At 44.7% G+C, this 24424-nt stretch carries 30 protein-coding genes; 29 read left to right on the forward strand and 1 reads right to left on the reverse strand.

Features of this window, described 5'->3' with window-relative positions; genetic code table 11:
• Positions 1-11 precede the first annotated feature (11 nt).
• From EAL2_RS02910 to EAL2_RS03050, 29 genes are all read left to right on the forward strand, one after another.
• Complete coding sequence (locus EAL2_RS02910; RefSeq protein WP_025434926.1) at positions 12-368, forward strand: DUF7698 family protein; 357 nt, start codon at positions 12-14, stop codon at positions 366-368.
• Between the two features lie 12 nt (positions 369-380).
• Complete coding sequence (locus tag EAL2_RS02915; RefSeq protein ID WP_025434927.1) at positions 381-605, forward strand: DUF7678 domain-containing protein; 225 nt, start codon at positions 381-383, stop codon at positions 603-605.
• A 141-nt stretch (positions 606-746) separates the two neighbouring features.
• Positions 747-2312: a terminase large subunit gene (locus EAL2_RS02920; protein WP_456299446.1), complete on the forward strand. Its 1566-nt coding sequence runs from the start codon at positions 747-749 to the stop codon at positions 2310-2312.
• 125 nt (positions 2313-2437) lie between these two features.
• Positions 2438-2785 carry a type II toxin-antitoxin system RelE/ParE family toxin gene (locus EAL2_RS02925; protein ID WP_025434929.1) on the forward strand — a complete coding sequence of 116 codons (348 nt, stop codon included), beginning with the start codon at positions 2438-2440 and terminating at the stop codon, positions 2783-2785.
• The gene (locus EAL2_RS02930; RefSeq protein WP_025434930.1) at positions 2754-3860 is read left to right on the forward strand and encodes a HigA family addiction module antitoxin; all 1107 of its coding nucleotides are present in this window, start codon (positions 2754-2756) and stop codon (positions 3858-3860) included. The genes EAL2_RS02925 and EAL2_RS02930 overlap by 32 nt, the downstream gene beginning before the upstream one ends.
• A 75-nt stretch (positions 3861-3935) precedes the next feature.
• Positions 3936-5192, forward strand: a complete 1257-nt coding sequence (locus EAL2_RS02935; protein ID WP_025434931.1) for a phage portal protein — start codon at positions 3936-3938, stop codon at positions 5190-5192.
• Positions 5189-5887 carry a head maturation protease, ClpP-related gene (locus EAL2_RS02940; RefSeq protein ID WP_025434932.1) on the forward strand — a complete coding sequence of 233 codons (699 nt, stop codon included), beginning with the start codon at positions 5189-5191 and terminating at the stop codon, positions 5885-5887. The genes EAL2_RS02935 and EAL2_RS02940 overlap by 4 nt, the downstream gene beginning before the upstream one ends.
• A 19-nt stretch (positions 5888-5906) precedes the next feature.
• Positions 5907-7115, forward strand: a complete 1209-nt coding sequence (locus tag EAL2_RS02945; protein WP_025434933.1) for a phage major capsid protein — start codon at positions 5907-5909, stop codon at positions 7113-7115.
• 12 nt (positions 7116-7127) lie between these two features.
• Positions 7128-7340 (forward strand): hypothetical protein, encoded by a 213-nt coding sequence (locus EAL2_RS02950; RefSeq protein WP_025434934.1) that lies wholly within the window; start codon positions 7128-7130, stop codon positions 7338-7340.
• An 18-nt stretch (positions 7341-7358) separates the two neighbouring features.
• A complete protein-coding gene (locus tag EAL2_RS02955) occupies positions 7359-7667 on the forward strand; it encodes a head-tail connector protein (RefSeq protein ID WP_025434935.1) in 309 nt (102 codons plus the stop codon).
• Between the two features lie 2 nt (positions 7668-7669).
• Positions 7670-8002 (forward strand): head-tail adaptor protein, encoded by a 333-nt coding sequence (locus EAL2_RS02960; RefSeq protein ID WP_025434936.1) that lies wholly within the window; start codon positions 7670-7672, stop codon positions 8000-8002.
• Complete coding sequence (locus EAL2_RS02965; protein ID WP_025434937.1) at positions 7995-8426, forward strand: HK97-gp10 family putative phage morphogenesis protein; 432 nt, start codon at positions 7995-7997, stop codon at positions 8424-8426. Before EAL2_RS02960 ends, EAL2_RS02965 begins: the two co-directional genes overlap by 8 nt.
• Entirely contained in the window at positions 8423-8767 is a 345-nt protein-coding gene (locus tag EAL2_RS02970) for a hypothetical protein (protein WP_025434938.1), read from the forward strand. The genes EAL2_RS02965 and EAL2_RS02970 overlap by 4 nt, the downstream gene beginning before the upstream one ends.
• A complete protein-coding gene (locus tag EAL2_RS02975) occupies positions 8768-9358 on the forward strand; it encodes a major tail protein (protein WP_025434939.1) in 591 nt (196 codons plus the stop codon).
• A gap of 9 nt (positions 9359-9367) precedes the next feature.
• Positions 9368-9781, forward strand: a complete 414-nt coding sequence (locus EAL2_RS02980) for a hypothetical protein (RefSeq protein WP_025434940.1) — start codon at positions 9368-9370, stop codon at positions 9779-9781.
• Between the two features lie 244 nt (positions 9782-10025).
• Positions 10026-10562, forward strand: a complete 537-nt coding sequence (locus EAL2_RS02985) for a hypothetical protein (protein ID WP_025434941.1) — start codon at positions 10026-10028, stop codon at positions 10560-10562.
• Positions 10563-10672: 110 nt separating this feature from the next.
• Positions 10673-12859, forward strand: a complete 2187-nt coding sequence (locus EAL2_RS02990; protein ID WP_025434942.1) for a phage tail protein — start codon at positions 10673-10675, stop codon at positions 12857-12859.
• Between the two features lie 11 nt (positions 12860-12870).
• A complete protein-coding gene (locus EAL2_RS02995) occupies positions 12871-13647 on the forward strand; it encodes a phage distal tail protein (protein WP_025434943.1) in 777 nt (258 codons plus the stop codon).
• A gap of 12 nt (positions 13648-13659) precedes the next feature.
• Positions 13660-13902, forward strand: coding sequence for a hypothetical protein (locus tag EAL2_RS03000; RefSeq protein WP_025434944.1), 243 nt, complete (start codon positions 13660-13662; stop codon positions 13900-13902).
• A complete protein-coding gene (locus EAL2_RS03005) occupies positions 13902-14756 on the forward strand; it encodes a hypothetical protein (protein ID WP_025434945.1) in 855 nt (284 codons plus the stop codon). Before EAL2_RS03000 ends, EAL2_RS03005 begins: the two co-directional genes overlap by 1 nt.
• 15 nt (positions 14757-14771) lie before the next feature.
• A complete protein-coding gene (locus tag EAL2_RS03010) occupies positions 14772-17135 on the forward strand; it encodes an IPT/TIG domain-containing protein (protein ID WP_025434946.1) in 2364 nt (787 codons plus the stop codon).
• Positions 17136-17204: 69 nt separating this feature from the next.
• Complete coding sequence (locus tag EAL2_RS03015; RefSeq protein WP_456299447.1) at positions 17205-17624, forward strand: phage holin family protein; 420 nt, start codon at positions 17205-17207, stop codon at positions 17622-17624.
• Positions 17611-18312 (forward strand): N-acetylmuramoyl-L-alanine amidase, encoded by a 702-nt coding sequence (locus EAL2_RS03020; protein WP_038601663.1) that lies wholly within the window; start codon positions 17611-17613, stop codon positions 18310-18312. The genes EAL2_RS03015 and EAL2_RS03020 overlap by 14 nt, the downstream gene beginning before the upstream one ends.
• A 109-nt stretch (positions 18313-18421) precedes the next feature.
• Positions 18422-18667: a hypothetical protein gene (locus EAL2_RS03025; RefSeq protein WP_330375782.1), complete on the forward strand. Its 246-nt coding sequence runs from the start codon at positions 18422-18424 to the stop codon at positions 18665-18667.
• A complete protein-coding gene (locus EAL2_RS03030) occupies positions 18642-18959 on the forward strand; it encodes a hypothetical protein (protein WP_025434950.1) in 318 nt (105 codons plus the stop codon). Before EAL2_RS03025 ends, EAL2_RS03030 begins: the two co-directional genes overlap by 26 nt.
• Entirely contained in the window at positions 18952-20088 is a 1137-nt protein-coding gene (locus EAL2_RS03035; protein WP_025434951.1) for a DUF2800 domain-containing protein, read from the forward strand. The genes EAL2_RS03030 and EAL2_RS03035 overlap by 8 nt, the downstream gene beginning before the upstream one ends.
• A gap of 5 nt (positions 20089-20093) precedes the next feature.
• Positions 20094-20645 carry a DUF2815 family protein gene (locus tag EAL2_RS03040; RefSeq protein ID WP_023386499.1) on the forward strand — a complete coding sequence of 184 codons (552 nt, stop codon included), beginning with the start codon at positions 20094-20096 and terminating at the stop codon, positions 20643-20645.
• A gap of 71 nt (positions 20646-20716) precedes the next feature.
• Positions 20717-22657, forward strand: a complete 1941-nt coding sequence (locus tag EAL2_RS03045; RefSeq protein ID WP_025434952.1) for a DNA polymerase — start codon at positions 20717-20719, stop codon at positions 22655-22657.
• 56 nt (positions 22658-22713) lie between these two features.
• A complete protein-coding gene (locus tag EAL2_RS03050; protein WP_025434953.1) occupies positions 22714-22929 on the forward strand; it encodes an SHOCT domain-containing protein in 216 nt (71 codons plus the stop codon).
• A gap of 184 nt (positions 22930-23113) precedes the next feature.
• Here the strand turns inward: EAL2_RS03050 and EAL2_RS03055 are convergent, their stop codons facing one another.
• A complete protein-coding gene (locus EAL2_RS03055) occupies positions 23114-24406 on the reverse strand; it encodes an IS110 family RNA-guided transposase (protein WP_038601674.1) in 1293 nt (430 codons plus the stop codon).
• Between the last annotated feature and the right edge of the window lie 18 nt (positions 24407-24424).

The raw sequence follows: 24424 nt of genomic DNA on the forward strand, positions 1-24424 counted from the left end.
AGGATGAGAACATGAAAGAAATCAAGGCATTTGAAGAAGCCAAGGCAACTGGCGCAAATTTTAAGGAGTCTGGAATCAACAGCACCATGTACTGGGCCTACGAAAGAAGCAAGGAAGCAGGAAACGACACCATCGACTTTTCTGAGGTCATTTGGGATTACGACATTGAACCCATTGTTAAAGCCTGCAGAGCCTATGGAATCGACCACATTACCATTTCAAGCACCTTCTCAGGGCTGATTGCAACCCTAGCCGAATTTGAAAAGCAGGGCTGTAGGATAGACGGACTTACCAAGGTTAAGACAAGCTTCACCGACTGGCAGACCGGCGAAAAGCAAATTCTACCAGCCATCTTGGTTAGCATTTAAGGGGGTTAGACCATGTGGAGAGAAGGCAAAATCGAAGTCGAAAACAGAACCATTCACTACTGGATTAAGAGCTTTGACTTAGGCTCCCCTTACGGCATTGATGAGGGTAGAATATCAAAACTGATGTTTAAGCGAGATGGCCAGATCATTGCAAACTTTGATAGAGGCTGGGACATTGAACCCATCGACGCCAATGCGCAAGCTGCACTTGAAATATTCATGAAGAAATACAATTAACAACAAGATAGAAACACATAAAGGAACAGGGCTGTATGGCTCTTTTCCTCGTTACAGAAGACCTTAGGGTCTATTTTTTATGTCATTTAAAGGAGGTGTCCGCATATCCGAAAACTTAAGAAGTATAAACCAACCTCTTACATGGCGAAGGATTCTCATTACAGCAAGGAGATGGCGGACTATGCAGTCGGTTTTATTGAATGCCTTTCCCACACCAAAGGAACCTGGGCAGGAAAACCCTTTGAACTGATAGATTGGCAAGAGCAAATCATCCGTGATTTATTTGGAACCATAAAATCAAATGGTTATCGCCAGTTTAATACTGCCTATGTAGAAATACCAAAGAAGATGGGGAAAAGTGAGCTCGCGGCGGCTGTTGCCCTGCTCTTGACCTGTGGAGATAACGAAGAACGGGCTGAGGTTTATGGCTGTGCTGCAGATCGTAACCAAGCCTCCATCGTTTTTAACGTGGCTGCTGATATGGTGCGAATGTGCCCTGCATTATCCAAGCGGGTAAAGATTCTGGACTCACAGAAAAGATTGATCTACCAACCTACTGGAAGCATCTATCAAGTGCTTTCAGCGGATGTTGGAAACAAACACGGCTTTAACACCCATGGGGTTGTCTTTGATGAGCTCCACACACAACCAAACCGAAAACTCTATGATGTTATGACCAAAGGTAGTGGTGATGCCAGGATGCAGCCCTTGTACTTTCTAATCACCACTGCTGGAGATAATCAAAACAGCATCTGCTGGGAAGTGCATCAAAAAGCCCTGGATATCATGGCTGGAAGAAAAAACGACCCTACCTTCTATCCTGTCATTTATGGCGCAGATCTTGAAGATGACTGGTCCGATCCAAAGGTCTGGAAGAAAGCAAATCCATCCCTTGGTATCACTGTCAGCATGGATAAAGTAAAAATGGCCTATGAGTCTGCAAGACAAAACCCCGCTGAAGAAAATAGCTTCAGACAGCTTCGACTCAATCAATGGGTTAAGCAGGCTATTCGCTGGATGCCTATGGATAAATGGGATGCCTGTGCTTTCCCGGTAAATCCAGAAGCCCTCAAAGGTCGCGTTTGCTATGGTGGACTGGACCTTTCCTCTTCCACTGACATAACAGCCTTCGTACTGGTCTTCCCACCGATGGATGAAGATGACAAGTATGTGGTTCTTCCATACTTCTGGATACCAGAAGACAGCATTGACCTTAGGGTTAGACGGGATCACGTAAATTATGATGTGTGGGAAAAGCAAGGCTTCCTTTTAACTACCGAAGGTAACGTGGTCCACTACGGTTTCATCGAGACTTTCATTGAGGAACTTGGAATGAAATATAACATCCGTGAGATTGCCTTTGACCGCTGGGGAGCAGTTCAGATGACACAGAACCTAGAGAATTTAGGATTCACCGTTGTACCTTTTGGTCAGGGCTTCAAAGATATGTCTCCGCCAACTAAGGAACTAATGAAACTCACACTAGAGCAGAAAATCGCTCACGGTGGTCACCCAGTTCTTCGCTGGATGATGGATAACATTTTTATTAGAACCGATCCTGCTGGCAATATCAAAGCAGACAAAGAGAAATCCACAGAAAAGATTGACGGTGCTGTAGCTACAATTATGGCTCTTGACCGAGCGATTCGCTGTGGTGGAGAAGCCGGCAATTCTGTTTATGACGATCGAGGGTTGATTGTGTTTTAATAAAAAGAACTTTATATAAATTGAATATTTTTCTTGTAATCTGGTAAAAACTATACTACAATATAGTTAACCGATAAGTTAAGTTAACTAAATGGTTAATTTGAGGGGAGGGGTGGTCATTAAGAGTGCTAATTGAATATGAGAATGATTCTGTTAAAGATATTTTTACTGATTTTGATTTAATGAAAAAGAAAATTGGAAATGAAAAAACAAAAACTGTCAAGAAAAGACTTAATCAGTTAAAAGCCTCTTCAAACTTCAGCATTTATCTAATGACCGGACTGGGGAAACCTCACCCATTATTTGAAAATTTGAAGGGGTACTATGGGATTAGCATAACTGGAAATGTTAGACTTGTAGTAAAACCAGATTCAATAAATTTAGATCCTGAAGAATTAAAAAAGTGTGAAACAGTAATTATCAAGGGGGTGATGGATTATCATGGCAGAAAAATTGATTGGCTTATCTCGTGATCTTATAATACATCCGGGAGAAACTTTAAAAGAAATGTTGGAAGACAAAGAAATGAGTCAACGAGAATTGGCTATAAGAACTAATGTGAAGGAACCTCATATTAGTGCTATTGTTAAAGGTAAAAAACCTATTTCTGTTTCATTTGCGAAAAGATTGGAATATGCCTTAGGTATTGATGCGAGTTTCTGGATAAATCTTCAGTCAAACTATGAAAAGGAGTTGGCTGATTATGAGGAGCTAAATGAAATATCAAGTGAAGAAATTAGTATATTGAAAAAAATAAAAAGATTAACAGACTATGCTAAAGATATCCGATTAATCGATCTTGACGCAGAAGGTTCACTTTTAGTTATTGTATGGAGAAAGCTTTTGAATATAAGTAAACTGACTCATATTGGTGAAATTTCGCAGTCAGGGGCTTATCGTTTAGCCTCTTCTGATAACATTGACGCGGATATTCTCTTTACTTGGCTTAGAATTACTGATTTAATAACCAAACGTCAACAACTAGAAACCGAATTGAATATTGAGTTACTGAAAGAGAAACTTCCTTTATTTAAAGCTCTTACATTCGAAGATGTTGAAACGATACATGTTAGACTGAAGGAGTATCTAGCTGAATGTGGAATAAAGTTTGCTATAGCTAAGCATTTTACTGGAGCTCCTGTTCAGGGTGTGATTAAGAAAGGTAATGATGGTACTTTAAGTCTAATCATGACTTTTCGAAGAAAGTATGCAGATGTTTTTTGGTTCACTTTTTTTCACGAAATAGGACACATTATCAACGGAGACATAAAAGATCGTTTGATTGATTACGAAGGAACGGAAAACGAAATCGAAACTCAGGCAGATAGATTTGCAGCAGATTTTTTGATAGATCCGATTAAATACAAAGAGCTTGTTGACACCGGGGATTTTTCTCTTACAACAATCAGAAATTTATGTGAAGAAATGAAAGTACCGCCATATATCCTTATTGGCAGATTGCAGCGAGAAAAGCATATAGAATATCATTGTTATTCAGATGAAAAGATCAGATATGAGCTTGATGAAATCGAAAGAAAAATAGGATAAAACAAATCAAGCCACTTAAAGTTTAGCCTCAGAAATGGGGCTTTTTTCATGCCCATTTAAAGGAGAGTGATGTCCATGGGAATATTGCAAGGGATATTTAAGGCGCGTGATAAACCTAAAAATACTCTTTCAGGAAGTTATTACAGCTTCTTTTTTGGAAGTACTAGTGCTGGTAAGCCAGTTAATGAGCAAACCGCCATGCAAATGACCGCAGTGTATAGCTGCGTGAGAATCTTATCGGAGACCTTAGCTGGTTTGCCTCTTCATGTTTACAAATACAATGATTCAGGCGGAAAGGAGAAAAACCTAAAACACCCACTTTACAAGTTGCTCCATGATGAACCAAATCCTGAGATGACTTCCTTTGCGTTTAGAGAAACGCTGATGAGTCATCTTTTATTATGGGGAAATGCCTATGCTCAGATTATTAGAAATGCAAGAGGTGAAGTGATTTCTCTCTACCAATTAATGCCAAATAAAATGACCGTCGATCGCGATTCAAGTGGTCGGCTTTTCTATTTGTATCAGCGTGGCAATGAAGATGTCCCTACTCTTGGTAGAGAACATCAAGTGTATCTTTCACCATCAGACGTCCTTCATATCCCCGGTCTTGGCTTTGACGGGCTGGTAGGCTATTCACCCATTGCCATGGCGAAAAATGCTGTAGGCCTTGCCATAGCTACGGAAGAATATGGAGCTAAGTTTTTTGCTAATGGGGCTTCACCGGGTGGCGTCTTAGAACATCCCGGTACCATCAAGGACCCTCAGAAGATTAAAGAATCCTGGAATGCTGCCTACCAAGGAAGCGGTAATGCCCACCGGGTGGCTGTACTTGAGGAAGGCATGAAGTATCAACCCATTGGTATTTCACCTGAGCAAGCTCAGTTCCTAGAGACTAGAAAGTTTCAGATCAATGAGATCGCTCGTATCTTTAGAGTCCCACCACATATGCTTGCTGACCTTGAGAAGTCATCCTTCAGTAACATCGAACAGCAATCAATGGAATTCGTAAAATATACACTTGATCCATGGGTGGTCCGTTGGGAACAGTCCATGTGTAGGGTACTGCTCATGGAAAGCGAGAAGCCTAGTGTCTTTATCAAGTTTAATGTGGATGGCCTTCTGCGTGGTGACTACGTCAGTCGAATGAGTGGATATGCCACTGCAAGGCAGAACGGTTGGATGAGTGCCAATGATATCAGAGAACTTGAAAATCTGGATAGGATTCCAGAGTCACTTGGTGGCGACCTCTACCTCATCAACGGGGCCATGACTAAATTACAGGACGCAGGCGCGTTCGCAAATATTAAAGAAACGGAGGAACCTAAATGAAGAAGTTTTGGAACTGGGCACGAGATGAAAACACTGGTGTCCGAACACTCTACCTAGACGGCGTTATTGCCGAAGACTCATGGTTCGATGATGATGTCACACCTAAGGCATTTAAAGCAGAGCTTACAGCCGGCGAGGGTGACATTGTTATTTGGCTTAATTCTCCAGGAGGTGATTGCATTGCTGCTAGTCAGATTTACGCCATGCTGATGGATTACAAAGGCACTGTTACCGTAAAGATTGATGGAATTGCTGCCTCTGCCGCCTCTGTCATCGCCATGGCTGGGACAACGGTGCTCATGGCACCAACAGCCCTAATGATGGTCCATAACCCTCTTACCGTGGCCATTGGGGACAGCGAGGAAATGAAAAAAGCCATCTCCATGCTTTCAGAAGTTAAAGAGAGCATCATCAATGCGTATGAAATCAAGACAGGCCAGTCAAGAACAAAGCTCTCCCATCTTATGGATGCAGAAACCTGGCTTAATGCAAAGAAGGCCATCGAGCTTGGCTTTGCTGATGGCATTTTGGAGGGTGAGAAGAAACGAAATCAGACCGAGGACTTTACCTATGCCTTCAGCCGCAGAGCTGTTACCAACTCCTTGCTGGATAAGGTAAAACCTAAGCTACCAAAAGAGAATACTGGCACCCCTATTGAGTCGCTAGAAAAGCGGCTTTCTTTGATTCAACACTAAATTTTAGGAGGAAAACACTATGAACAAAATTCTTGAACTGCGTGAAAAAAGAGCAAAGTCCTGGGAAGCTGCTAAAGCATTCCTGGATACCAAAAGAGGTACAGATGGAATTGTATCCGCCGAAGACACTGCAACCTATGAAAAAATGGAAGCTGATGTGGTTGCCCTTGGTAAAGAGATTGATCGTCTTGAAAAACAAGAGGCCCTTGACCGCGAGCTTTCAAAGCCACTTAACACTCCACTTACCGGAAAGCCTATCTTCCAAGGTATGGAATCTAAATCTGGTAGAGCTTCTGCTGAATACCAGAAAGCATTCTGGAATGCCATGAGAACCCGTTCTGGTGAAGGGCTTGATCCAGTGATTAAGAACGCACTGCAGATTGGAACCGACACAGAAGGTGGATATCTTGTACCAGATGAGTTCGAGCGTACTCTTATTGAAGCCCTGGATGAAGAGAATATCTTTAGAAAGCTGGCCAATGTCATTTCCACTGCCTCTGGCGATCGTAAGATTCCTGTTGTTGCCTCCAAAGGAACCGCTTCTTGGATTGATGAGGAAGGTGCAATTCCTGAAAGCGATGATAGCTTTGGACAGGTATCCATCGGCGCTTACAAGCTGGGTACCATGATAAAGGTATCTGAAGAACTGCTTAATGACAGCGTGTTTAATCTCGAAAACTATATCGCCAAGGAGTTTGCAAGACGTATCGGTAACAAGGAAGAAGATGCCTTCTTCATTGGAGATGGATCTGGTAAGCCTACGGGTATCCTTGCGGCCACTGGTGGCGCGCAAATTGGCGTAACCGCAGCAAGTGCCACTGCTATTTCCATTGATGAAGTTTTGGACCTCTTCTATTCACTTAAATCGCCTTACAGAAACAAGGCCGTTTTCGTCATGAACGATGCGACCATTAAGGCCATTAGAAAACTGAAAGATGGCCAGGGTCAATATATCTGGCAACCTTCGCTTCAGGCTGGAACACCAGATACCATTTTGAACAGACCTGTTTATACCTCTGCCTATGCTCCTACCATCGCCGCATCTGCAAAGTCCATCGTCTTCGGTGACTTTGGTTACTACTGGGTGGCGGATCGTCAGGGTCGTGTGTTTAAAAGACTGAATGAGCTCTATGCTGCCACCGGGCAGGTGGGATTTGTTGCCACTCAGCGTGTTGATGGAAAGCTGATTCTGCCTGAGGCCATCAAAGTGCTTCAGCAGAAAGCGTAATGGAGGTGCACTATGAGTTATAACACAAAGAACTTTACCGAACAGGGCGGAGATAAAACCGTCATTGGTGGAACTCTTGAAATCAAGGATGGGGCGGTCGTTACTGGCCTCCCTGTTCTCGATAATCAAGCCTCAAGTACTGCTGCCACTGTAGAAGATTTGGTGACAGATTTCAACGCCCTTATTACCAAACTTAAAGCAGCAGGGCTAATGAACTCAGATTAATGAAAGGATGGTGGCGGTATGACACTGCTTGAAAAAGTAAAAGCGAACCTCATTCTTGAACACTCGGCGGACGATGAACTGCTTGAGATGTACATCACCGCCTCCACGCGGTACGCAGAGAGCTATCAGCATTTTCCTGAAAACCATTATATCGAAGCAGTTATGCCAGCCACTACAGAACAAGCCATCATCATGCTGTCGTCCCACTTTTATGAATCCAGGGACGGCAGTACCGGTGGTTTCTTTTCAGATAATGTTCAGGCTGGACAGCAGGTTTGGAATACGGTCAATCTCTTACTCAGACTTGATCGGGACTGGAAGGTGTAGCCATGAGCTTTGGAAAAATGAATACCTTTATCGATATTGTTGAGCGCGTCACTATTAAGGATGCTGAAGGCTTCAAAACTGAGGTTGATAACATTGTAGCTTCGGTCAGGGCTTACCGTGAAGGCCGGCATGGCAATGAGAATTGGGCAAACCGAGCATCCTTCTCTGAAGCCACAGACCTTTTTCGATTTCGCTGCATCCCTGGTCTAGCCATAACAACATCCATGGTGCTCATTCATAACGATAAGAGATTTGAAATAACATCCGTTGAAGATGTGAAAGGCCGTGGAATGTATATTGAAGTGCTGGTTAAGGAGGTGGTGCCAAGTGGCTAAAGCAACAATGCGTATGCCCGATGAGTTTTTAATGAAGCTCTCAAAACTTGGTGATAAAACTGACGAAATTGTTTCTAAAGCTTTAGAAGCTGGAGGTGAGGTTGTTCTTGATAAAGTCAAAGCTAACCTAAAAGGAGTTATCGGAAATGGTACAAAAGAAAAAAGTCGTTCTACTGGCGAGCTTGTCACTTCACTGGGCCTTTCACCTACAAAGATAGATAAGAACGGAAACTCCAATGTGAAGATTGGTTTCAATGAACCTCGTAGTGATGGAGATGCCAATGCCAAGATTGCAAATATCCTTGAATATGGTAAATCAGGTCAGCCACCAAAGCCTTTCTTGAAGCCAGCAAAGTCCGCTTCTCGGAAGTCATGCATTGAAACCATGAAAGCAGAACTTAATAAGGAGATTGAAAAGCTATGAGCTTGCTTGCAGATCTGAACCGCATACTGGAGCCCTTGAAGATTCCAGTGGAGACCGGTGTCTTTTCAGACGAACCACCGGAGGAATACTTGGTTATCACACCCATGTTAGACAGGCTTGACCTCTTTGCTGACGATCAAAGCCATATGGTCCTTTCGGAAGCAAGATTGTCCCTGTTCACAAGGAGGAACTACATCAAGCGTAAAAAGGAACTGACAAAGGCACTCCAAACAGGGGGAATGACCATAACGGACAGGCGGTATGTGGGCTACGAGAATGATTCTAAATATCACCATTACGCCATTGACGTAATGAAAGAATATGAAACGGAGGATGAATAGATGGCTACAATAGGACTTGACAGTCTATATTACGCGAAGATAACAGAGGATGCCAGTGGTCACGAGACCTACGACACTCCCAGGGTGCTGGCCAAGGCAATGACGGCGGAACTTGGCGTTGAACTGGTGGAGGCAATTTTGTATGCAGACGACGGACCTGCCGAGGTTGTCAAGGAGTTCAAAAGCGGAACCCTTAGCCTTGGGGTGGATGACATTGGTGCAACTACTGCCCAGGACCTGACGGGTTGCGTAGTGGACAGCAACAATGTTGTTGTTTCAAGGAGCGAGGATGGAGGGAACCCTGTTGCCATAGGGTTTCGTGCAAAGAAGGCAAATGGCAAGTACAGGTACTTCTGGCTTTACAGGGTCATATTCAGCGTACCCGCCACAAGCCTTGCCACCAAGGGTGATTCGATCACATTTAGCAGTCCCACCATAGAAGGCACTGTATTCAGAAGAAACAAACCTGATGGTGAGGACAAGCACCCTTGGAAGGCAGAGGTGACGGAGGGGGACACAGGAGTCCTTGAATCCACAATAACCGGATGGTTCGGAACTGTCTACGAGCCGGATTTCACAACTGGAATATAGGGGGTTAATATGGCTAAGGATACTAAAATCAAACTGGATGAGTCGGCTGAAAATAGGAGCACTGAAATTTCTATCGGGGGGACGGTGTTTCCCCTGATCCTTACAACAAAGGCCACCAAGGAGATAGCAAAGAGGTACGGCGGACTGGAGAACCTGGGAGCAAAACTTATGAAGTCGGAGAACTTCGAGATGGCCCTTGATGAGATCGTCTGGCTGATAACCCTTCTGGCAAACCAGTCCATTCTTATTCACAATCTTAGGAACAGGGATGACAGAAGGGACCTGTTGACAGAAGAGGAATTGGAACTCCTCACAACCCCATTTGACCTTTCGGAATACAAGAACGCCATCATGGCGAGCATGGTGAGGGGAACCAAGAGGAATGTGGAGAGTGAACCCTCAAAAAACGAGGAGGTCGGGTAAGCGACGAAGAGCTGTTTATCCGACTGTTGTATTATGGGACAGTCCATCTGAACCGCATGGAAGAGGAAGTATGGCTGATGCCCTTGGGACATCTTCTTGATCTGTGGGAGTGCCACAAGCAGTTTGTTGGCATCTCAAGGCCGAAAACGATACACTGTATTGATGATGTTATTCCATCTGGATTATAAGAAGAGTTATGGAATATGGTATAATTAAACATATTCTATAAACTGGAGGGGTTGGCATGAATAGTTATTGTAAGTTTACCAATGAAATGATTCAAAGATTCAATATGTTAGATAGTATCACTGTAAACGAATATTTGTATTCGAAAAGAGATGCTATGTCCAAGGTGCCAAGTAAATCAGGAGTATATTTTATTGTGCTTAACAACCCTGATGATGAGGATATTTTTATTAACCCTGGAACAGGTGGATATTACAAGGGAGAAGACCCTAATGTTGGTATTGAAGTATTAAGAGACAATTGGGTCAAAGGTGCAGATATTTTATATATAGGGAAAGCGGGAGGTATTAGAAAAAATGGTGTGCCATATCAAACAGAGTTAAAAACTAGGATTCGAACATTACTTAAATTTGGGAATAATATAGATGCTGCTCATAGGGGTGGAAAATATTTGTGGCAGCATAGAAATAGCAAGAATTTTAGAATTTACTGGTATGTTTGTAAAGAACATGAGAATGCCGTTGTACTGGAGAGAGAATTACTAGACGAGTTTGAAAATGTGTATGGGAAGCTTCCATTTGCCAACTTAGGGTAGAATGAAGCATATAATTATCCAATCGCTAATTTAACTGAATTATAAAAATGTTATTTTTGAAGACACTTCAAATGAGGTGTCTTTTTTCATGCCCTAAAGGAGGTGAAACCATGTCGGACTTTGGACTAAAGATTGGCGTTGAGGGAGAGAAGGAGTTCAAGAATGCCCTAAGGGAAATAAACCAAAGCTTCAAGGTGCTGGGCTCCGAGATGAACCTTGTGACATCCCAGTTTGATAAACAGGACAAGTCAATCAAGGCAGCGACTGCCAGGAATGAGGTTTTGAACAAGGAGATTGATACCCAGAAGGACAAGGTGAAGACCCTGGAGTCAGCCCTCAAGAATGCGTCTGAATCCTTCGGAGAGAATGACAAGCGGACCAAAGCCTGGCAGATTCAGCTCAACAATGCCAATGCTGACCTGAACAGGATGGAAAAGGAGCTGAGGGAGTCTGCCGAGGAAGCTGAAGACCTTGGGGATTCATTGGAGGAGTCAGGCAAATCCGCTGATGATGCCGGTGGGAGGTTTGAGAAATTCGGTGGAATCCTGAAGGGAATAGGAATCGCAATGGGATCGGTTGTTGTGGCGGCAGGTGCAGCGGCAATAAAGCTGGGCAAGGAGGTGGTCCAGCAGTTCGGTGAGCTGGAGCAGAACCTTGGTGGGTCCGAGGCAGTGTTCGGTAAATATGCTACATCCATCCAGAAGACAGGCGAGGAAGCCTACAGGAACCTGGGCGTATCACAAAGCGACTATCTGGCAACGGCAAATAAGATGGGCGCACTGTTCCAGGGTTCAGGGATTGAGCAGCAGAAGAGCCTTGAGCTGACGGAAAAGGCAATGCAGAGGGCTGCGGATATGGCATCGGTAATGGGAATAGACATGCAGATGGCACTGGATTCAGTTGCAGGAGCTGCAAAGGGAAACTTCACCATGATGGACAACCTTGGTGTTGCCATGAATGCAACAAACGTCGAAGCCTACGCACTTGCCAAGGGACTTGACTTCACATGGAAGACAGCCACCCAGGCTGAAAAGGCCGAGGTCGCAATGCAGATGTTCTTTGACAGCACAGAGCAGTACGCAGGAAATTTCGCAAAGGAATCCACAGAGACAATAACAGGATCGATAGGATTGATGCAGGCGGCCCTTGGCTCATTTACTGCAGGACTTGGAAATGCAGATGCTGACATGCAAAACCTTACGCAGAATCTTGTTGATGCCTTCCAGTCAGTTGTAAAGAACATCGTACCCGTCCTTGAGAATGTAGTAGCCGCAATGCCGATAGCAACAGATGCTATCCTGGCTGCCGTGGGAGATTTGCTTCCAATACTTCTTGGAACTGCAACTGAGCTGTTCGAGCAGGTCCTTGGAACAATCCTCGAGCTCCTGCCTGAGCTGATACCTGCTGCGGTAGAAGCGGTCATTACAATAGCAGAGGCCCTTATAGCCAGCCTGCCGCTTCTTGTTGATGCGGCGGTTCAGCTCTTTACAGCACTTGCAGGAGGGTTGGGGTTGGCTCTTCCGGAACTGATGCCATCCATTGTGGAGGCGGTTATACTGATAGCGGCTACACTGATCGAGAATATAGACCTTGTGATGGAGGCTGCTTTTCAGATAATCTCGGGTCTTGCACAGGGTATCCTGAATGCCCTGCCTGATCTTATAGAGGCTCTGCCGGCAATAATAATAGGCATCATAACATTTCTGACAGGAAGCATACCGGAATTAATCGCCATGGGAGTGGAGCTTACAGTCCAGCTTGGAACAGGTCTTATTCAGGCCATACCAAAGCTGGTGTCCCAGCTTCCCCAGATAATAGAGGCCATGGTTGAAGGGCTGGCAAAGGCAGTGCCTTCAGTTCTTCAGGTTGGAAAGGACATAGTGGAAGGGCTGTGGGATGGTATAGCATCAATGGTCACCTGGCTGAGGACCAAGGTTGAAGGGATGTTAACCGGAATAGTCAAAGGAGTCAAGGGAGTGCTTGGGATCGAATCCCCGTCAAAGGTATTTGCCGGCATAGGAACCAACATGGGCGAGGGTCTCGGGGATGGTTTCCTCAAGGAGATGAGGACTGTCGAGGAAGATATGAAAAGGGCAATCCCAACAAAGTTTGAAGGTCTCTCCATAGATGTGGATGCATCAGCAAACCTCAAGGGGGAGATGGACAGAGCCGGTCTTGTATCAGGCAGCCAGGAGGTAGTAAACAACTATGAGATAACAATCAACAATCCCAAGGCCGAAGCCTCATCTGACAGCATAAGGCTGACTCTGATGAAGCACTCCTACGGGCTTGTTTAGGGGGTGGAGAGATGAGCAAGGAACTATGGGTATACAACGGCCTGCAACTGTCGTCCAGGGGGAAGTGGGATGTCGAGGAGGTACTTGAGGGGATTGGTGTGCCAAAGCACAGGGGAAGTGATATCCAGATTCCCTTCCATAACGGAAACAGGTGGATAAAGAAGCGGTTTGACACCAGGAAGATGGTGCTATCCATGTGGATCAAGGGAGAGAACAAGGAGGATCTTGATGAAAACATAGACAGCTTCCTTCAAGCAATCGGGAAGTCTGGACTTCACACCCTTAGAAGAGTCATGAGAAACGGAGAAATACGGGAGGCCCAGGCTGAGCTTCTCGGAGGAGTGAACTTTGCCATAAGGAGCCCTGGATATTCGAAATTCGCATTGGAGTTTGAGCTTGCCGACCCCTTCTTCTATGGACTGAACCCCTTAACGGAAAGCATCAGCCTTACAAGCTCAAGCCAGACTGAAACCATAAACAATACAGGAACTGCACCCACAACCAAGGCAATCATAACTATGAACGGACCTATGGACTCGCCAAAGATTACAAACCTTGAGAACGGCATCTGGCTTCAGTACCAGGGAAGCATCAACTCGGGAGAAAGCGTCATAGTAAACACCAACGACTACACCTGCACAAAGGAAGGGGAGAACTATATTGCAGCCCTGGCGCACGGAGGAGACCCAAGGTGGCTGATTCTCGAGGCAGGCTACAACCAGCTGGAGATTGAGGCCGGAGCCACAGGTGGAACGGCAAGCATAGAGTTTTACCCAGCGTATTTTTAGGAGGGGGAGAAAATGCGAGAAGTAGAGGAAGGCAAAAAGGCCATAACATACAAAATGGAAGTTAACCCTGCAAAGCTGATGGAGGAGATTTATGCATCCATACCTGAGCTTGCTCCGAGATTCACAGAGGAAGGGACAGAGGTGCACCTTAGGGTTTTCACAAACGGAAACATACTTACCCTGTGGGTGGACGAGGAAGTCGAGGAATCCTTAATCAATGTTGTAGTCAAAGCGCACAAGGCAGGTGAGGAGTAATGCCATATCCCGTGATACCAAGCAGGAGAATACCATATGACATCGATGGAACAGAAGTGGGACATAGAAGGACTGGAATTTCAAATTCATTCAGTGCTGGAGTTGCGACCTGGGCTACCAGTGCACAGAAAATACAGCTGCAAAACCAACTGAACATAGCACCATTCATCCAGTCATATGGTTATGGAAACAGGGATTCAGATGCTTTCTGGTTCTTCTTTCCCGAGTTAAGGGAAATCACCCATATAGCGTTCGTTCATTTTGACATCGATAGTCCTTCAATAACACTGCAAGGGTCTGCAAACTCAACCAATGGCATAGATGGAACATGGGAAACTCCTGTGTGGTCACCGCTGGTAAGCACTAGGGCTGATGCGTGGAGGAACGATATATTGCCACTGTCATTTTCAGGGCCAATCAAGATTTTCAGGATAAATTTGTATGATGGAAGTGGGGATGTAAATGTTTTGAACTCCATCCATCTGTATGGATTTAAGTATTCAGGTGAAACCCCTGATGACATTCTTTTTGTTGATGCAGGAACTGTAGCTGAATTGACGGCTCTGACCGACTGGGGAGACAGGCCTGAAGGGACAACACAGTTCAGACAGGTCAAGGTAAAAAACGCAAGCTCATCCAAAACTGCAAACAATATAAACCTTCAGCTAAACCACACGGACTTTCTCATGAGTTGGAATTCCGGTGGTCCGTGGACCACGGTGCTTGATATCACAAGTCTTGGTGCAGGGGCGGAGAGCAGCCCGATTTATCTAAAGAACGAGCTCGGACCGCCACTACTAATATTAGGACCCAAGGACGGTAGAATTATCGCTTCTGTAGGAAGCTGGACATAAAAGGAGGGAGATACCATGGGATTGCCAATTTTAACTCTAGTAAACCCTCCTGACAGTTCCAGCACTGCATCCCCGACTCCAACCCTATCGGTGCTTTATGAGGATCCAGTAGATTATGTGGATGCAAATATAACCCTTGAAGTGGATCGTATAGGGACCTTCAATACATCATACTACCAAACCCAGACGGTAATAGCTGTAACCAGCGGAACAACAAAGGACTTTACCGTAGCAACACCGCTGAGTTCAGGCTTCTGGTACTGGAGGGTTATCGCAACAAACACAGATGGAACTACGGTATCAGAGACAATGGCCATTAAGGTTGAGCTTGGAGCAGTCAAAAGGACACTTTACCAGTACGAAAACATTACTAAGTACAATGATTGGAAAAATAAAAGGACATTGTACCAGTATGAGAATATTGCTAAATATGGACCAGACTTCAGCAACAAAAGAGCATTGTACCAGTACGAAACCATAACAGATGACCCGCCTTTCCCATATATCAGAAGCCTTTCATCGACAAGGGCAGAGACTGGATCCGTAATCACAATATCAGGGAACGGCTTCGGCAAAACCGATGCGAATGATCCGGACAATCCGGACAGGGCCCTGAGGGGTTATGGGGGATTTGTGTATATTGGTGCTACACTATGCAATGTACTGAGCTGGAGCTGGACTGAGATAGAGTTTCAGATTCCAGACTCGGCGCAGAGCGGTGCAGTGAAAGTTGTGCTGACAGTCCCTACTGTGAGGGAGAGCAATGTGATCGGCCTTGAGGTGGTTCAGAAATTCGCCGAGGAGACAGGTCTTGAGCTGTATGTCTGCGACAGGAGCAATCCCAACAAGGTTGTGGCATACCTTGAATCGGCAACTGACAAGACATTTCAGCTCCTTATGAACAATCCAGGAAGCGGACAGCTTACGATATCAAGGTTAGATGCCGATGGAGGAAACAGGGACCTGATAAGGGACCAGAACCTTATCCTTTGCAAGATCGGAGGGCGGAGCATATTCAAGTGGATTATCGAGAGCAGGAATCCGCAGTATGTTGACTCAGGCGAGCAGCAGCTTATAAAGGTATCGGGACGGGGAGTTCTGTCCATACTTGAGACAGCGGTAGTCTACCCTGAAGGAATGCCAACACCTGAAAGCCTTGAAAGAGAGTTTGTGGGTGTTAGAGGAGCCGCCATACTAAGACAACTGATAACTGAAGCCAAGAGTAGGGGAGCGCTGGTTGGAATCGAGCTGGACTTTACGGCAGATGAGGATTCCATAGGAAACCCATGGACAGATTCAACAAGCATCTCATTCCATGCAGGGACACCTCTGCTGGAAGTGGCAAATCGTCTGGGAGAGGGAATGGGCCTTTTCGACTACGAGCTTACACCGGATCTTAAGCTTAAGCTGTACAGGTCAAAGGGGACAAACAAGTATGAGGAGGTAAGGTACAGGCCATCCCAGGCAATAATAACCCACCAGAACCAGAGCGATGCAAGCAAGGTTACAAATACTGTTCTTGTCGAGGGTGAGGGAGGAGCAATTGTTGAGGCGGTCCATGCAGAGGGACAGATTTCCTGGGGAAGGCGGGAAGGCTATCTTCAGGCAAGAAACATAAAAAGCGAGTGGTCCGCACTCCAAAGCTACGGGAACTCATTCCTTGCCACAGCCGCCTATGCGGCATGGGGAATACAGGGAACAGTCACTGATTTCCTTGACGACTCAGGGGAAAGGCTGGCTCCATTCAAGAGCTATGAGCTGGGGGACTGGATAGGTTGGCTAATCCCTCCTGAAGGGACTGACGAGATTGGTTTTGACGGAAGGCTAAGGGTAAAGGGGATAACCTGCCAGGAAGACAATGACACTGGGCATCTCAAGTACACCCTTGAGCTTAACAACGTGATGCTTGAGCACGACATAAGGATTGCACAACTTGTGGACAGGATGGCTCAGTTCAGCAGAAGCACTACACTGACCTCGCCATCTACTGAAGTATCAGCACCTTTGGCTCACAACCATGTCCATGGACTATTGAACAATCTGGATGAGGATGACCATCCCCAGTATTACAATCTAGCAAGACATGCTGCAGATCTTCATGAGTCGGTGCCAAGGGTTTCAAGCATAAGGGCAGACGGAGAGGATGAACTCACTGGAGCCGTGGAGATAGCCGCGGGAGTGAACGTTTCTGTGACCCAGGAAACCCTGAACAAGCAGATAATGATATCAGCAGGGATCAACAGTGGGATATCCCTTCCAACACCAATAGAGGAGTTGCGCGGTCAGATGTTCTTTTTGGAAGGAAACGTTGGGATATCCGATCAGGCATATATATGCATAAAGGATTCCAGCGACAACTACACATGGTTAACCCTGTAGGAATCGGACTTTGCAGGGTTTCTTAATGTCGAATTTAAAAAGCAAAACGGATAAGCAAAGGAGGGGACAATGGTGAAGGAGATTTGGAATTTTACACAGATGGCATTTGCGGCTGCAGGGGGTTGGCTGGGGTGGTTTATGGGAGGATACGATGGATTTCTGTATGCCCTGATTACATTTGTCATAGTGGACTATCTGCTGGGAGTGATGTGTGCAGTCCTTGAGAAGCATCTTTCCAGTGATGTCGGAGCGAAAGGGATCTTCAGGAAAGTGGTCATATTCACGCTTGTAGGAATTGCCCACGTAATTGACAGCAATATCATAGGTGATGGCAGTGCATTGCGCACGGCGGTCATCTTTTTTTATCTGTCCAATGAAGGGATAAGCATAATAGAAAACTCCACAAGATTGGGATTGCCCGTACCGCAGAAAATCAGGGATGTCCTGGAGCAGCTCAAGAGTGGAGGGGAGAAGGATGGCACCAGATAATTTGAAAACAAAATACATGACAAGGAATGACTGCTACACTGCAGGAAGAAAAATATCACCAAAGGGAATCATGGTCCACTCCACTGCCACACCGGGAGTGATGGCCTCAAGCTGGTATGTCAGGTGGAACAGGTCTTACAAAGCCGGAGAGATAAAGCGGCAGGTATGTGTCCACGCATTTGTGGATGATAAGGAAATCTGGCAGTACCTGCCATGGAACCACAGGGGTTGGCATGCGGGAGGGGAGGCCAATAACACCCATATCGGCATTGAGATGTGCGAGCCAGGTGGGTTCTGCTACTCCGGAGGCTCAAACATGGTGGATTATGATGTGAAGAAGAACGAAACATACTTCAGAAAAGCCTGGAACAATGCAGTGAATCTTTGTGCTCATCTCTGTAAGGAGTATGGTCTGACAGAAAAGGATATAATTGGCCACGCGGAGGGTCATAGAAAGGGAATTGCAAGCAATCATGCAGACCCAATTCATTGGTTCCAGAAGCATGGAGAAAGCATGGATACCTTTAGGGCTGATGTAAAAAAACTACTGACGATTCCTGCGTCTTCAACTCCTAGAAAGCTTTACCGAGTTCAGGTAGGAGCCTATAGTGTTAAGTCCAATGCAGATGCCATGCTAGCCAGAGTAAAAGCTGCTGGTTTTACTGATGCCTTTATCAAAATTGAATAAGTAAGCAACATGCCCTTGGAGGTTTAAAACTTCTGAGGGCATTATTTTTTTTCCCAAAAGCGTCAGATTTCCATCCATCTCATGGCTACCAGATAGAGGGGAACAAATAATGACCCTTCAGAAAGAGGTGAAGGATATGAAACACAACCTGAAGATCAGTGTTTCAAAAATGCCACAGACAGGCGGAATCGTTACTTGCCGTAATGTCACCGTAAGGGAGCGCATTCTACGTTTCCTCCTTGGAGATAAACAGCGTGTAACAATTCTGATTCCAGGAGATAGCGTCCAGGAACTTGCTATCTGTGAGACTACGAAAGGAGGAAAGGAACTTGAGCAAAGTAAAGTTACTGCTTGATGTGGTAAGCGATATGCGAAGCCTTGCAGACAGCATAGAAGTGGTATGTAAGGCAATGACGGAAGTTGATGCTGCACCTGAAGAAGTGCCTGACACAAAGTCGGAAACAGCAAAAGAGCCGGATATCCCACTTGAAAAAGTGCGTATGATCCTTGCTGAAAAAAGCCAGCTTGGTTTTACTGCGGAAGTCAGAGCTATTATCGGGAAGTATGGTGCGGATAAGCTCAGTGCAGTTGACAAGGCCTACTATGCTGACATCTTGAAAGATGCGGAGGTTCTTGGCAATGGGTAATCACGCAATACTATCTGCATCTTCTTCACACAGATGGCTTCACTGCTTGCCATCTGCAAGGCTTGAACTTGAGTTTGAAAACACAAGTGGAGAGGCGGCAAAAGCAGGTACTGCAGCACATGAACTCTCAGAACACAAACTGAAAAAGGCTCTCCACATCAGAAGTAAGAGGCCCGTGTCAGAGTATGATTCAGATGAAATGGAAGAATGCACAGATGACTATGTTGCCTTCATCATGGAGCAGGTAGAACTTGCAAGAAAGTCCTGTACTGACCCTATCGTTCTTATTGAACAACGTCTTGACTTCTCTTGTTATGTACCAGATGGATTTGGTACGGGAGATTGTGTAATCATTTCAGATGACAGGCTTCACATAGTGGATTTCAAATACGGAATTGGAGTCCTTGTGGACGCAGAAAACAATCCGCAGATGAAACTCTATGCATTAGGGGCTCTTGAAATCTATGACAGTCTCTACGACATCAAAGAAGTATCAATGACAATATTTCAGCCGCGAAGAGAAAACGTCAGCACCTGGACTCTTCCTGTAGAAGAACTTAAAGCCTGGGCAGAAGAAGAACTAAAACCTAAGGCAGCAAAAGCCTATCAAGGAGAAGGTGAATATATCCCTGGCCCGTGGTGTACTTTCTGCAGAGCATCCATAAGATGCCGTGCAAGAGCTGATGAAAAGCTCAAACTGGCCCAGAAGGAGTTTAAGATGCCACCACTGCTTACAGATAGTGAGATTGAAGAAATTCTAAACATTATTCCTGATCTCACGAAGTGGGCGGGTGAAATAACTGCTTATGCCACAGATGCAGCAGTTAACCATGGGAAAGAGTGGAGTGGTTTTAAAGTTGTGGAAGGTCGCTCAGTTCGTAAGTACAAAGATGAAGATACTGTAGCACAAAAAGCTGTAGAGAGTGGATATAAGGATATTTACCGTAAGAGCCTTATTCCTTTGACCGAGATGCAAAAACTGATGGGCAAAACCAAATTTGAGGAAATCTTAGGAAGCCTCATAGTAAAACCACCAGGCAAGCCAACGCTTGTTCCTAAAACAGATAAAAGAGTCGCTATGAACGTAACGAATGCAAAAAACGAATTTAACGAAATTATGGAGGATTGATCATTATGAAAAACAATACGAATAGAACTAAGGTTATTACAGGTGTGAACACAAGACTTTCTTACTTCCACGGCTGGGAGCCGGTTTCCGTTAACGGTGGTGCTGAAAAATACAGCGTATCCGTACTCATTCCAAAGGACGATACAGAAACCATTAACGCAGTAAATGCTGCTATTGATGCTGCTATTGAAGAAGGCATCGCTAAGTTTGGTGGAAAGAAGCCCAACAAGGCTGCTATAAAAATTCCTCTGCGTGATGGGGATGTGGAGCGCGATGATGAAGCATATAAAGGGCATTATTTTATCAATGCTAACAGTAAAACCCCACCACAGATTGTGGACAAGAGCGTAAAGCCAATCATGGATCGTGGTGAGGTGTACAGTGGATGCTTTGCTAGAGTTTCTCTGAATTTTTTCGCATTCAATTCCAATGGAAATAAAGGTGTGGCTTGTGGGCTTGGCAACATTCAAAAGATTAAAGATGGCGAGCCTCTTGGTGGAAAGAGTTCTGCAGCAGATGATTTTACAACTCTTGCAGAAGATGACTTCCTTGCCTAATAGAAAAGGCCAATTTACGGTGGTGGGGGGATTTCCTCTGCCACCTGCTTTTTTAGGAACGGAGGTATATTATGAGAAGTCTTGAAATTGATATCGAAACCTACTCATCTATCAACCTACAAAAGAGTGGAGTTTATCGCTATGTGGAGGCGGATGATTTTGAAATACTGCTCTTTGGTTATTCTGTTGACGGTGGAGATGTGATGGTGGTTGACCTTGCGAAAGATGAAAAGATACCACAGATCATACTGGATGCCTTGACCGATGAAAAAGTAACCAAGTGGGCTTTTAATGCTCAGTTTGAGCGTGTCTGTCTATCCAGATATCTTGGACATCCATGTGGAGAATATCTAAATCCATCCGCATGGAAATGCTCAATGGTATGGTCTGCCTATATGGGGCTTTCCTTATCCTTAGTAGGTGTGGGTGCAGTCCTTGGTCTTGAAAAGCAGAAGCTGACAGAAGGTAAAGATCTTATTAGATATTTTTGTGTACCGTGTATGCCTACGAAAACAAACGGTGGAAGAACTCGTAATCTGCCAGGTGATGATGAGGAGAAATGGCAGAGTTTTAAGGACTATAACAAGCGAGATGTTGAAACGGAAATTGAGATACAAAAGAGGCTTAATAAGTTTCCTGTACCGGATGAAATATGGCATGAGTACCATCTTGACCAGGAAATCAATGATCGAGGCATCAAGGTAGACTTGGACTTCGTAAAACAGGCCATTACTATGGATGAGATGTCACGCACCAAGCTAATGGATCAGATGCAGGAAATAACAGAACTTGATAACCCCAACTCAGTACAGCAGATGAAAGACTGGCTGGCTGATAATGGCGTGGAAACAGATACCCTCGGTAAAAAGGCTGTGGCAGAACTACTAAAAGATGCACCGGAGCATCTAGCTGAGGTGCTTAAACTCCGTCAGCAACTGGCAAAGTCCTCTGTTAAGAAATATGCTGCAATGGAAAATGCAGTTTGCTGTGATGGCAGGATTCGGGGCATGTTTACTTTTCTGGGTGCCAATCGTACAGGACGCTTCAGCTCAAAAATAGTGCAGCTGCAGAACCTACCTCAAAACCATATGCTGGATTTAAAAGAGGCACGAGGCATCGTAAAAAATGGTTATTCTGAAGCCCTTGAAATGCTCTATGAAGACATACCAGATACACTTTCACAGCTTATTCGGACAGCTTTTGTGCCAAAGAAAGGCTGTAAGTTTATTGTTGCCGACTTTTCTGCCATTGAGGCTCGTGTGCTGTCATGGCTTGCGGGTGAAGATTGGAGAAGTGAAGTATTTGCAAGCGGCGGTGACATTTATTGTGCATCCGCATCACAGATGTTTGGTGTCCCTGTAGAAAAGCATGGTGTGAATGGGCATTTAAGGCAGAAAGGCAAGATCGCAGAACTGGCCCTAGGTTATGGTGGATCAGTGGGAGCTTTAAAGGCTATGGGCGCACTGGATATGGGCCTTGAGGAGGAAGAATTAAAACCCTTGGTTAATGCCTGGAGGAAGGCCAATCCATACATCGTAAAATTCTGGTGGGATGTGGATAGAGCTGCTAAGAAGTGCATCAAAGAAAAGCAATCTCAAGAAACACAAAATATCAAGTTTCATTACAGGAGTGGAATGCTCTTTATTGTGCTTCCTTCTGGTAGGCAGCTTGCCTATGTTAAACCAAAGATTGGTGAGAATATCTTCGGTGGTGAATCGGTCACTTACGAAGGTGTCGGTGCTACTAAAAAATGGGATCGACTTGAAAGCTATGGGCCTAAGTTTGTAGAAAACATTGTCCAAGCAATCTCTCGTGATATTTTGATGCATGCCATAAAGACTCTAAGCTCTTACCGCATTGTGGCTCATGTGCATGATGAAGTTATTATTGAGGCGGATCATAGCATGTCACTTGATAGGGTGTGCCAGCAGATGAGTAGAGTCCCTCCCTGGGCAAAGGGGTTGCTCCTTGATGCCGATGGTTATGAATGCGAATTTTATAAGAAAGATTAGTTAAAACATCAGATTTCACCTCTTGCCGTGGCTACCAGGTAGGAGGTGTTTTTTTTATGAAGATTATTGAAGTGAAAGATGGCAGCCCGATCAAGGGTGAGGTAGAACCGATGACAGAGGAACAGTTGCAAAGAGAGTATGACTTTTATATAGCAGAAAGCATTATCGGAATGCTCCATAAAGAAGGCATGATTACAGATGATGAACGACAAAAAATATCTACATTAAACAGACAGAAATTCTCACCAAAGCTAGCCGAGATTATGTCCTAAATCACTTGCTATTAGTGGCTTTTAGAGTGATATATGTAATGAAAGAAAGACCAGCTAGTTATTGTCAACGGTTAATACGAAAAAATATTTGATTTGTTGCTGTCCTAAAAAAGGGTAACCTAAATAAACGTAAATCCATTGGATTTTCGAACAAGTGGTAGTTATGCATATGTCGGACGTGTATTTATGCAGCCATCTGAGTTGGTCTTTTATATTGCTTGCAATGCTCCTGAGGTGAACGGAGCTCAAAACCCTTTTCATCACGAAGGACTGCAAATATGATGTTACAAATTTTGTGCATGATAGCACCAAGAGCAACCATCTTAGGTTTCTGAGCGGCTTTTTTCATGTAGTAATCGCAAAGATACGGATTGATTGCTTCACCATCTCGTTTCCTGCGGATAGAAGCCAATGCAACAGCGAAAATAGCGCGTCTGGCAATTCTGGAGCCACGTTTGGACATATGGACATCAGTGCCGTTGAAGTTGCCGGACTGGTTTACCTCAGGATCCAGGCCAAAGAAGGCAAAAAGCTGTTTAGGACTCCTAAAGGTTGAGAAATCGCCAATCTCACACATGATGGTTACAGCAGAAAGAAATCCAACGCCTTTGATGGAGTTAAGCCATGAAATCTGTTTGACAAATTCCTCATTCTTATTGAAGGCAACCAATTGCTGGATACGCTCCATAATGGAGTTAATGGCACAAGCCAATCGTTCAATCAGATCAAGCGTCAGTGAAATATTGAAGTAGACACTTTCAATCTGGCAGCCAAAGGATTTAGCAGCTAGCGCGGCCTGATAAAGCTTTTCATAACGATCAGTAGCTTTGGAGATACCTTTTCTTGAAGCTTTTGAGATTTTAGAAATCATGGTTTTTTTATGGCCGCGAAGTATTTTATCCGGAGTACCATACTGGCGAAGAATCATGGTGGATGTGGTGCCGGTAATATCGTTGAAAATACCAATGTACTGTGGAAACACAGTATGCAGATAGCCCTTTAGCCTGTTGATATGAGCAGATTTTTCATCCGTAAGGTCATAGTATTTTCGAGTGAGGGTGCGAAGCTCAAGAACGAGCTTTGCTGGAAACTGAGAAACCGGCAAATCATGAGAAAGACCAAGTTTGGCAATACCGAGAGAATCGATTTTATCATTTTTCACTTTTCTAATGCTTGCATTTTTCACAGAATGTGTGATAATAGGATTGATTATGGACACGTCAAAGCCAGAATCAACCAAGAAGCAGAAGAGTGGGAAATGATAAATCCCTGTGGATTCCAGAAATATTCGACATTTCATGGAATACAGCTCTTCTGCTTTTTTTAGTGCAGAAACAGCCTTTTCCAAGGAATTCGAGTTGTTATGTGTGATCTTAAAAGGTTTTTGGATTGCAGTCCCGCTCTGGTCGACGATGGACATCCAGCTGAAGGCTGAACCGACATCGATACCAGCGGACAGATAATTACGGTTATTCATAGTAAACTCCTTCCGATA

Origin of the sequence: Peptoclostridium acidaminophilum DSM 3953 (assembly GCF_000597865.1) — a bacterium.
Classification (GTDB): Bacteria; Bacillota; Clostridia; order Peptostreptococcales; family Peptostreptococcaceae; genus Peptoclostridium_A; species Peptoclostridium_A acidaminophilum.

Excerpts from the sequence above, each read along its gene's own strand:
- EAL2_RS02910 (WP_025434926.1), top strand. The coding sequence starts at position 12 with ATGAAAGAAATCAAGGCATTTGAAGAAGCCAAGGCAACTGGCGCAAAT.
- EAL2_RS02915 (WP_025434927.1), top strand. The coding sequence starts at position 381 with ATGTGGAGAGAAGGCAAAATCGAAGTCGAAAACAGAACCATTCACTAC.
- EAL2_RS02920 (WP_456299446.1), top strand. The coding sequence starts at position 747 with ATGGCGAAGGATTCTCATTACAGCAAGGAGATGGCGGACTATGCAGTC.
- EAL2_RS02930 (WP_025434930.1), top strand. The coding sequence starts at position 2,754 with ATGGCAGAAAAATTGATTGGCTTATCTCGTGATCTTATAATACATCCG.
- EAL2_RS02935 (WP_025434931.1), top strand. The coding sequence starts at position 3,936 with ATGGGAATATTGCAAGGGATATTTAAGGCGCGTGATAAACCTAAAAAT.
- EAL2_RS02940 (WP_025434932.1), top strand. The coding sequence starts at position 5,189 with ATGAAGAAGTTTTGGAACTGGGCACGAGATGAAAACACTGGTGTCCGA.
- EAL2_RS02945 (WP_025434933.1), top strand. The coding sequence starts at position 5,907 with ATGAACAAAATTCTTGAACTGCGTGAAAAAAGAGCAAAGTCCTGGGAA.
- EAL2_RS02950 (WP_025434934.1), top strand. The coding sequence starts at position 7,128 with ATGAGTTATAACACAAAGAACTTTACCGAACAGGGCGGAGATAAAACC.
- EAL2_RS02955 (WP_025434935.1), top strand. The coding sequence starts at position 7,359 with ATGACACTGCTTGAAAAAGTAAAAGCGAACCTCATTCTTGAACACTCG.
- EAL2_RS02960 (WP_025434936.1), top strand. The coding sequence starts at position 7,670 with ATGAGCTTTGGAAAAATGAATACCTTTATCGATATTGTTGAGCGCGTC.
- EAL2_RS02970 (WP_025434938.1), top strand. The coding sequence starts at position 8,423 with ATGAGCTTGCTTGCAGATCTGAACCGCATACTGGAGCCCTTGAAGATT.
- EAL2_RS02975 (WP_025434939.1), top strand. The coding sequence starts at position 8,768 with ATGGCTACAATAGGACTTGACAGTCTATATTACGCGAAGATAACAGAG.
- EAL2_RS02980 (WP_025434940.1), top strand. The coding sequence starts at position 9,368 with ATGGCTAAGGATACTAAAATCAAACTGGATGAGTCGGCTGAAAATAGG.
- EAL2_RS02985 (WP_025434941.1), top strand. The coding sequence starts at position 10,026 with ATGAATAGTTATTGTAAGTTTACCAATGAAATGATTCAAAGATTCAAT.
- EAL2_RS02990 (WP_025434942.1), top strand. The coding sequence starts at position 10,673 with ATGTCGGACTTTGGACTAAAGATTGGCGTTGAGGGAGAGAAGGAGTTC.
- EAL2_RS02995 (WP_025434943.1), top strand. The coding sequence starts at position 12,871 with ATGAGCAAGGAACTATGGGTATACAACGGCCTGCAACTGTCGTCCAGG.
- EAL2_RS03000 (WP_025434944.1), top strand. The coding sequence starts at position 13,660 with ATGCGAGAAGTAGAGGAAGGCAAAAAGGCCATAACATACAAAATGGAA.
- EAL2_RS03005 (WP_025434945.1), top strand. The coding sequence starts at position 13,902 with ATGCCATATCCCGTGATACCAAGCAGGAGAATACCATATGACATCGAT.
- EAL2_RS03010 (WP_025434946.1), top strand. The coding sequence starts at position 14,772 with ATGGGATTGCCAATTTTAACTCTAGTAAACCCTCCTGACAGTTCCAGC.
- EAL2_RS03015 (WP_456299447.1), top strand. The coding sequence starts at position 17,205 with ATGGTGAAGGAGATTTGGAATTTTACACAGATGGCATTTGCGGCTGCA.
- EAL2_RS03020 (WP_038601663.1), top strand. The coding sequence starts at position 17,611 with ATGGCACCAGATAATTTGAAAACAAAATACATGACAAGGAATGACTGC.
- EAL2_RS03025 (WP_330375782.1), top strand. The coding sequence starts at position 18,422 with ATGACCCTTCAGAAAGAGGTGAAGGATATGAAACACAACCTGAAGATC.
- EAL2_RS03035 (WP_025434951.1), top strand. The coding sequence starts at position 18,952 with ATGGGTAATCACGCAATACTATCTGCATCTTCTTCACACAGATGGCTT.
- EAL2_RS03040 (WP_023386499.1), top strand. The coding sequence starts at position 20,094 with ATGAAAAACAATACGAATAGAACTAAGGTTATTACAGGTGTGAACACA.
- EAL2_RS03045 (WP_025434952.1), top strand. The coding sequence starts at position 20,717 with ATGAGAAGTCTTGAAATTGATATCGAAACCTACTCATCTATCAACCTA.
- EAL2_RS03050 (WP_025434953.1), top strand. The coding sequence starts at position 22,714 with ATGAAGATTATTGAAGTGAAAGATGGCAGCCCGATCAAGGGTGAGGTA.
- EAL2_RS03055 (WP_038601674.1), bottom strand. The coding sequence starts at position 24,406 with ATGAATAACCGTAATTATCTGTCCGCTGGTATCGATGTCGGTTCAGCC.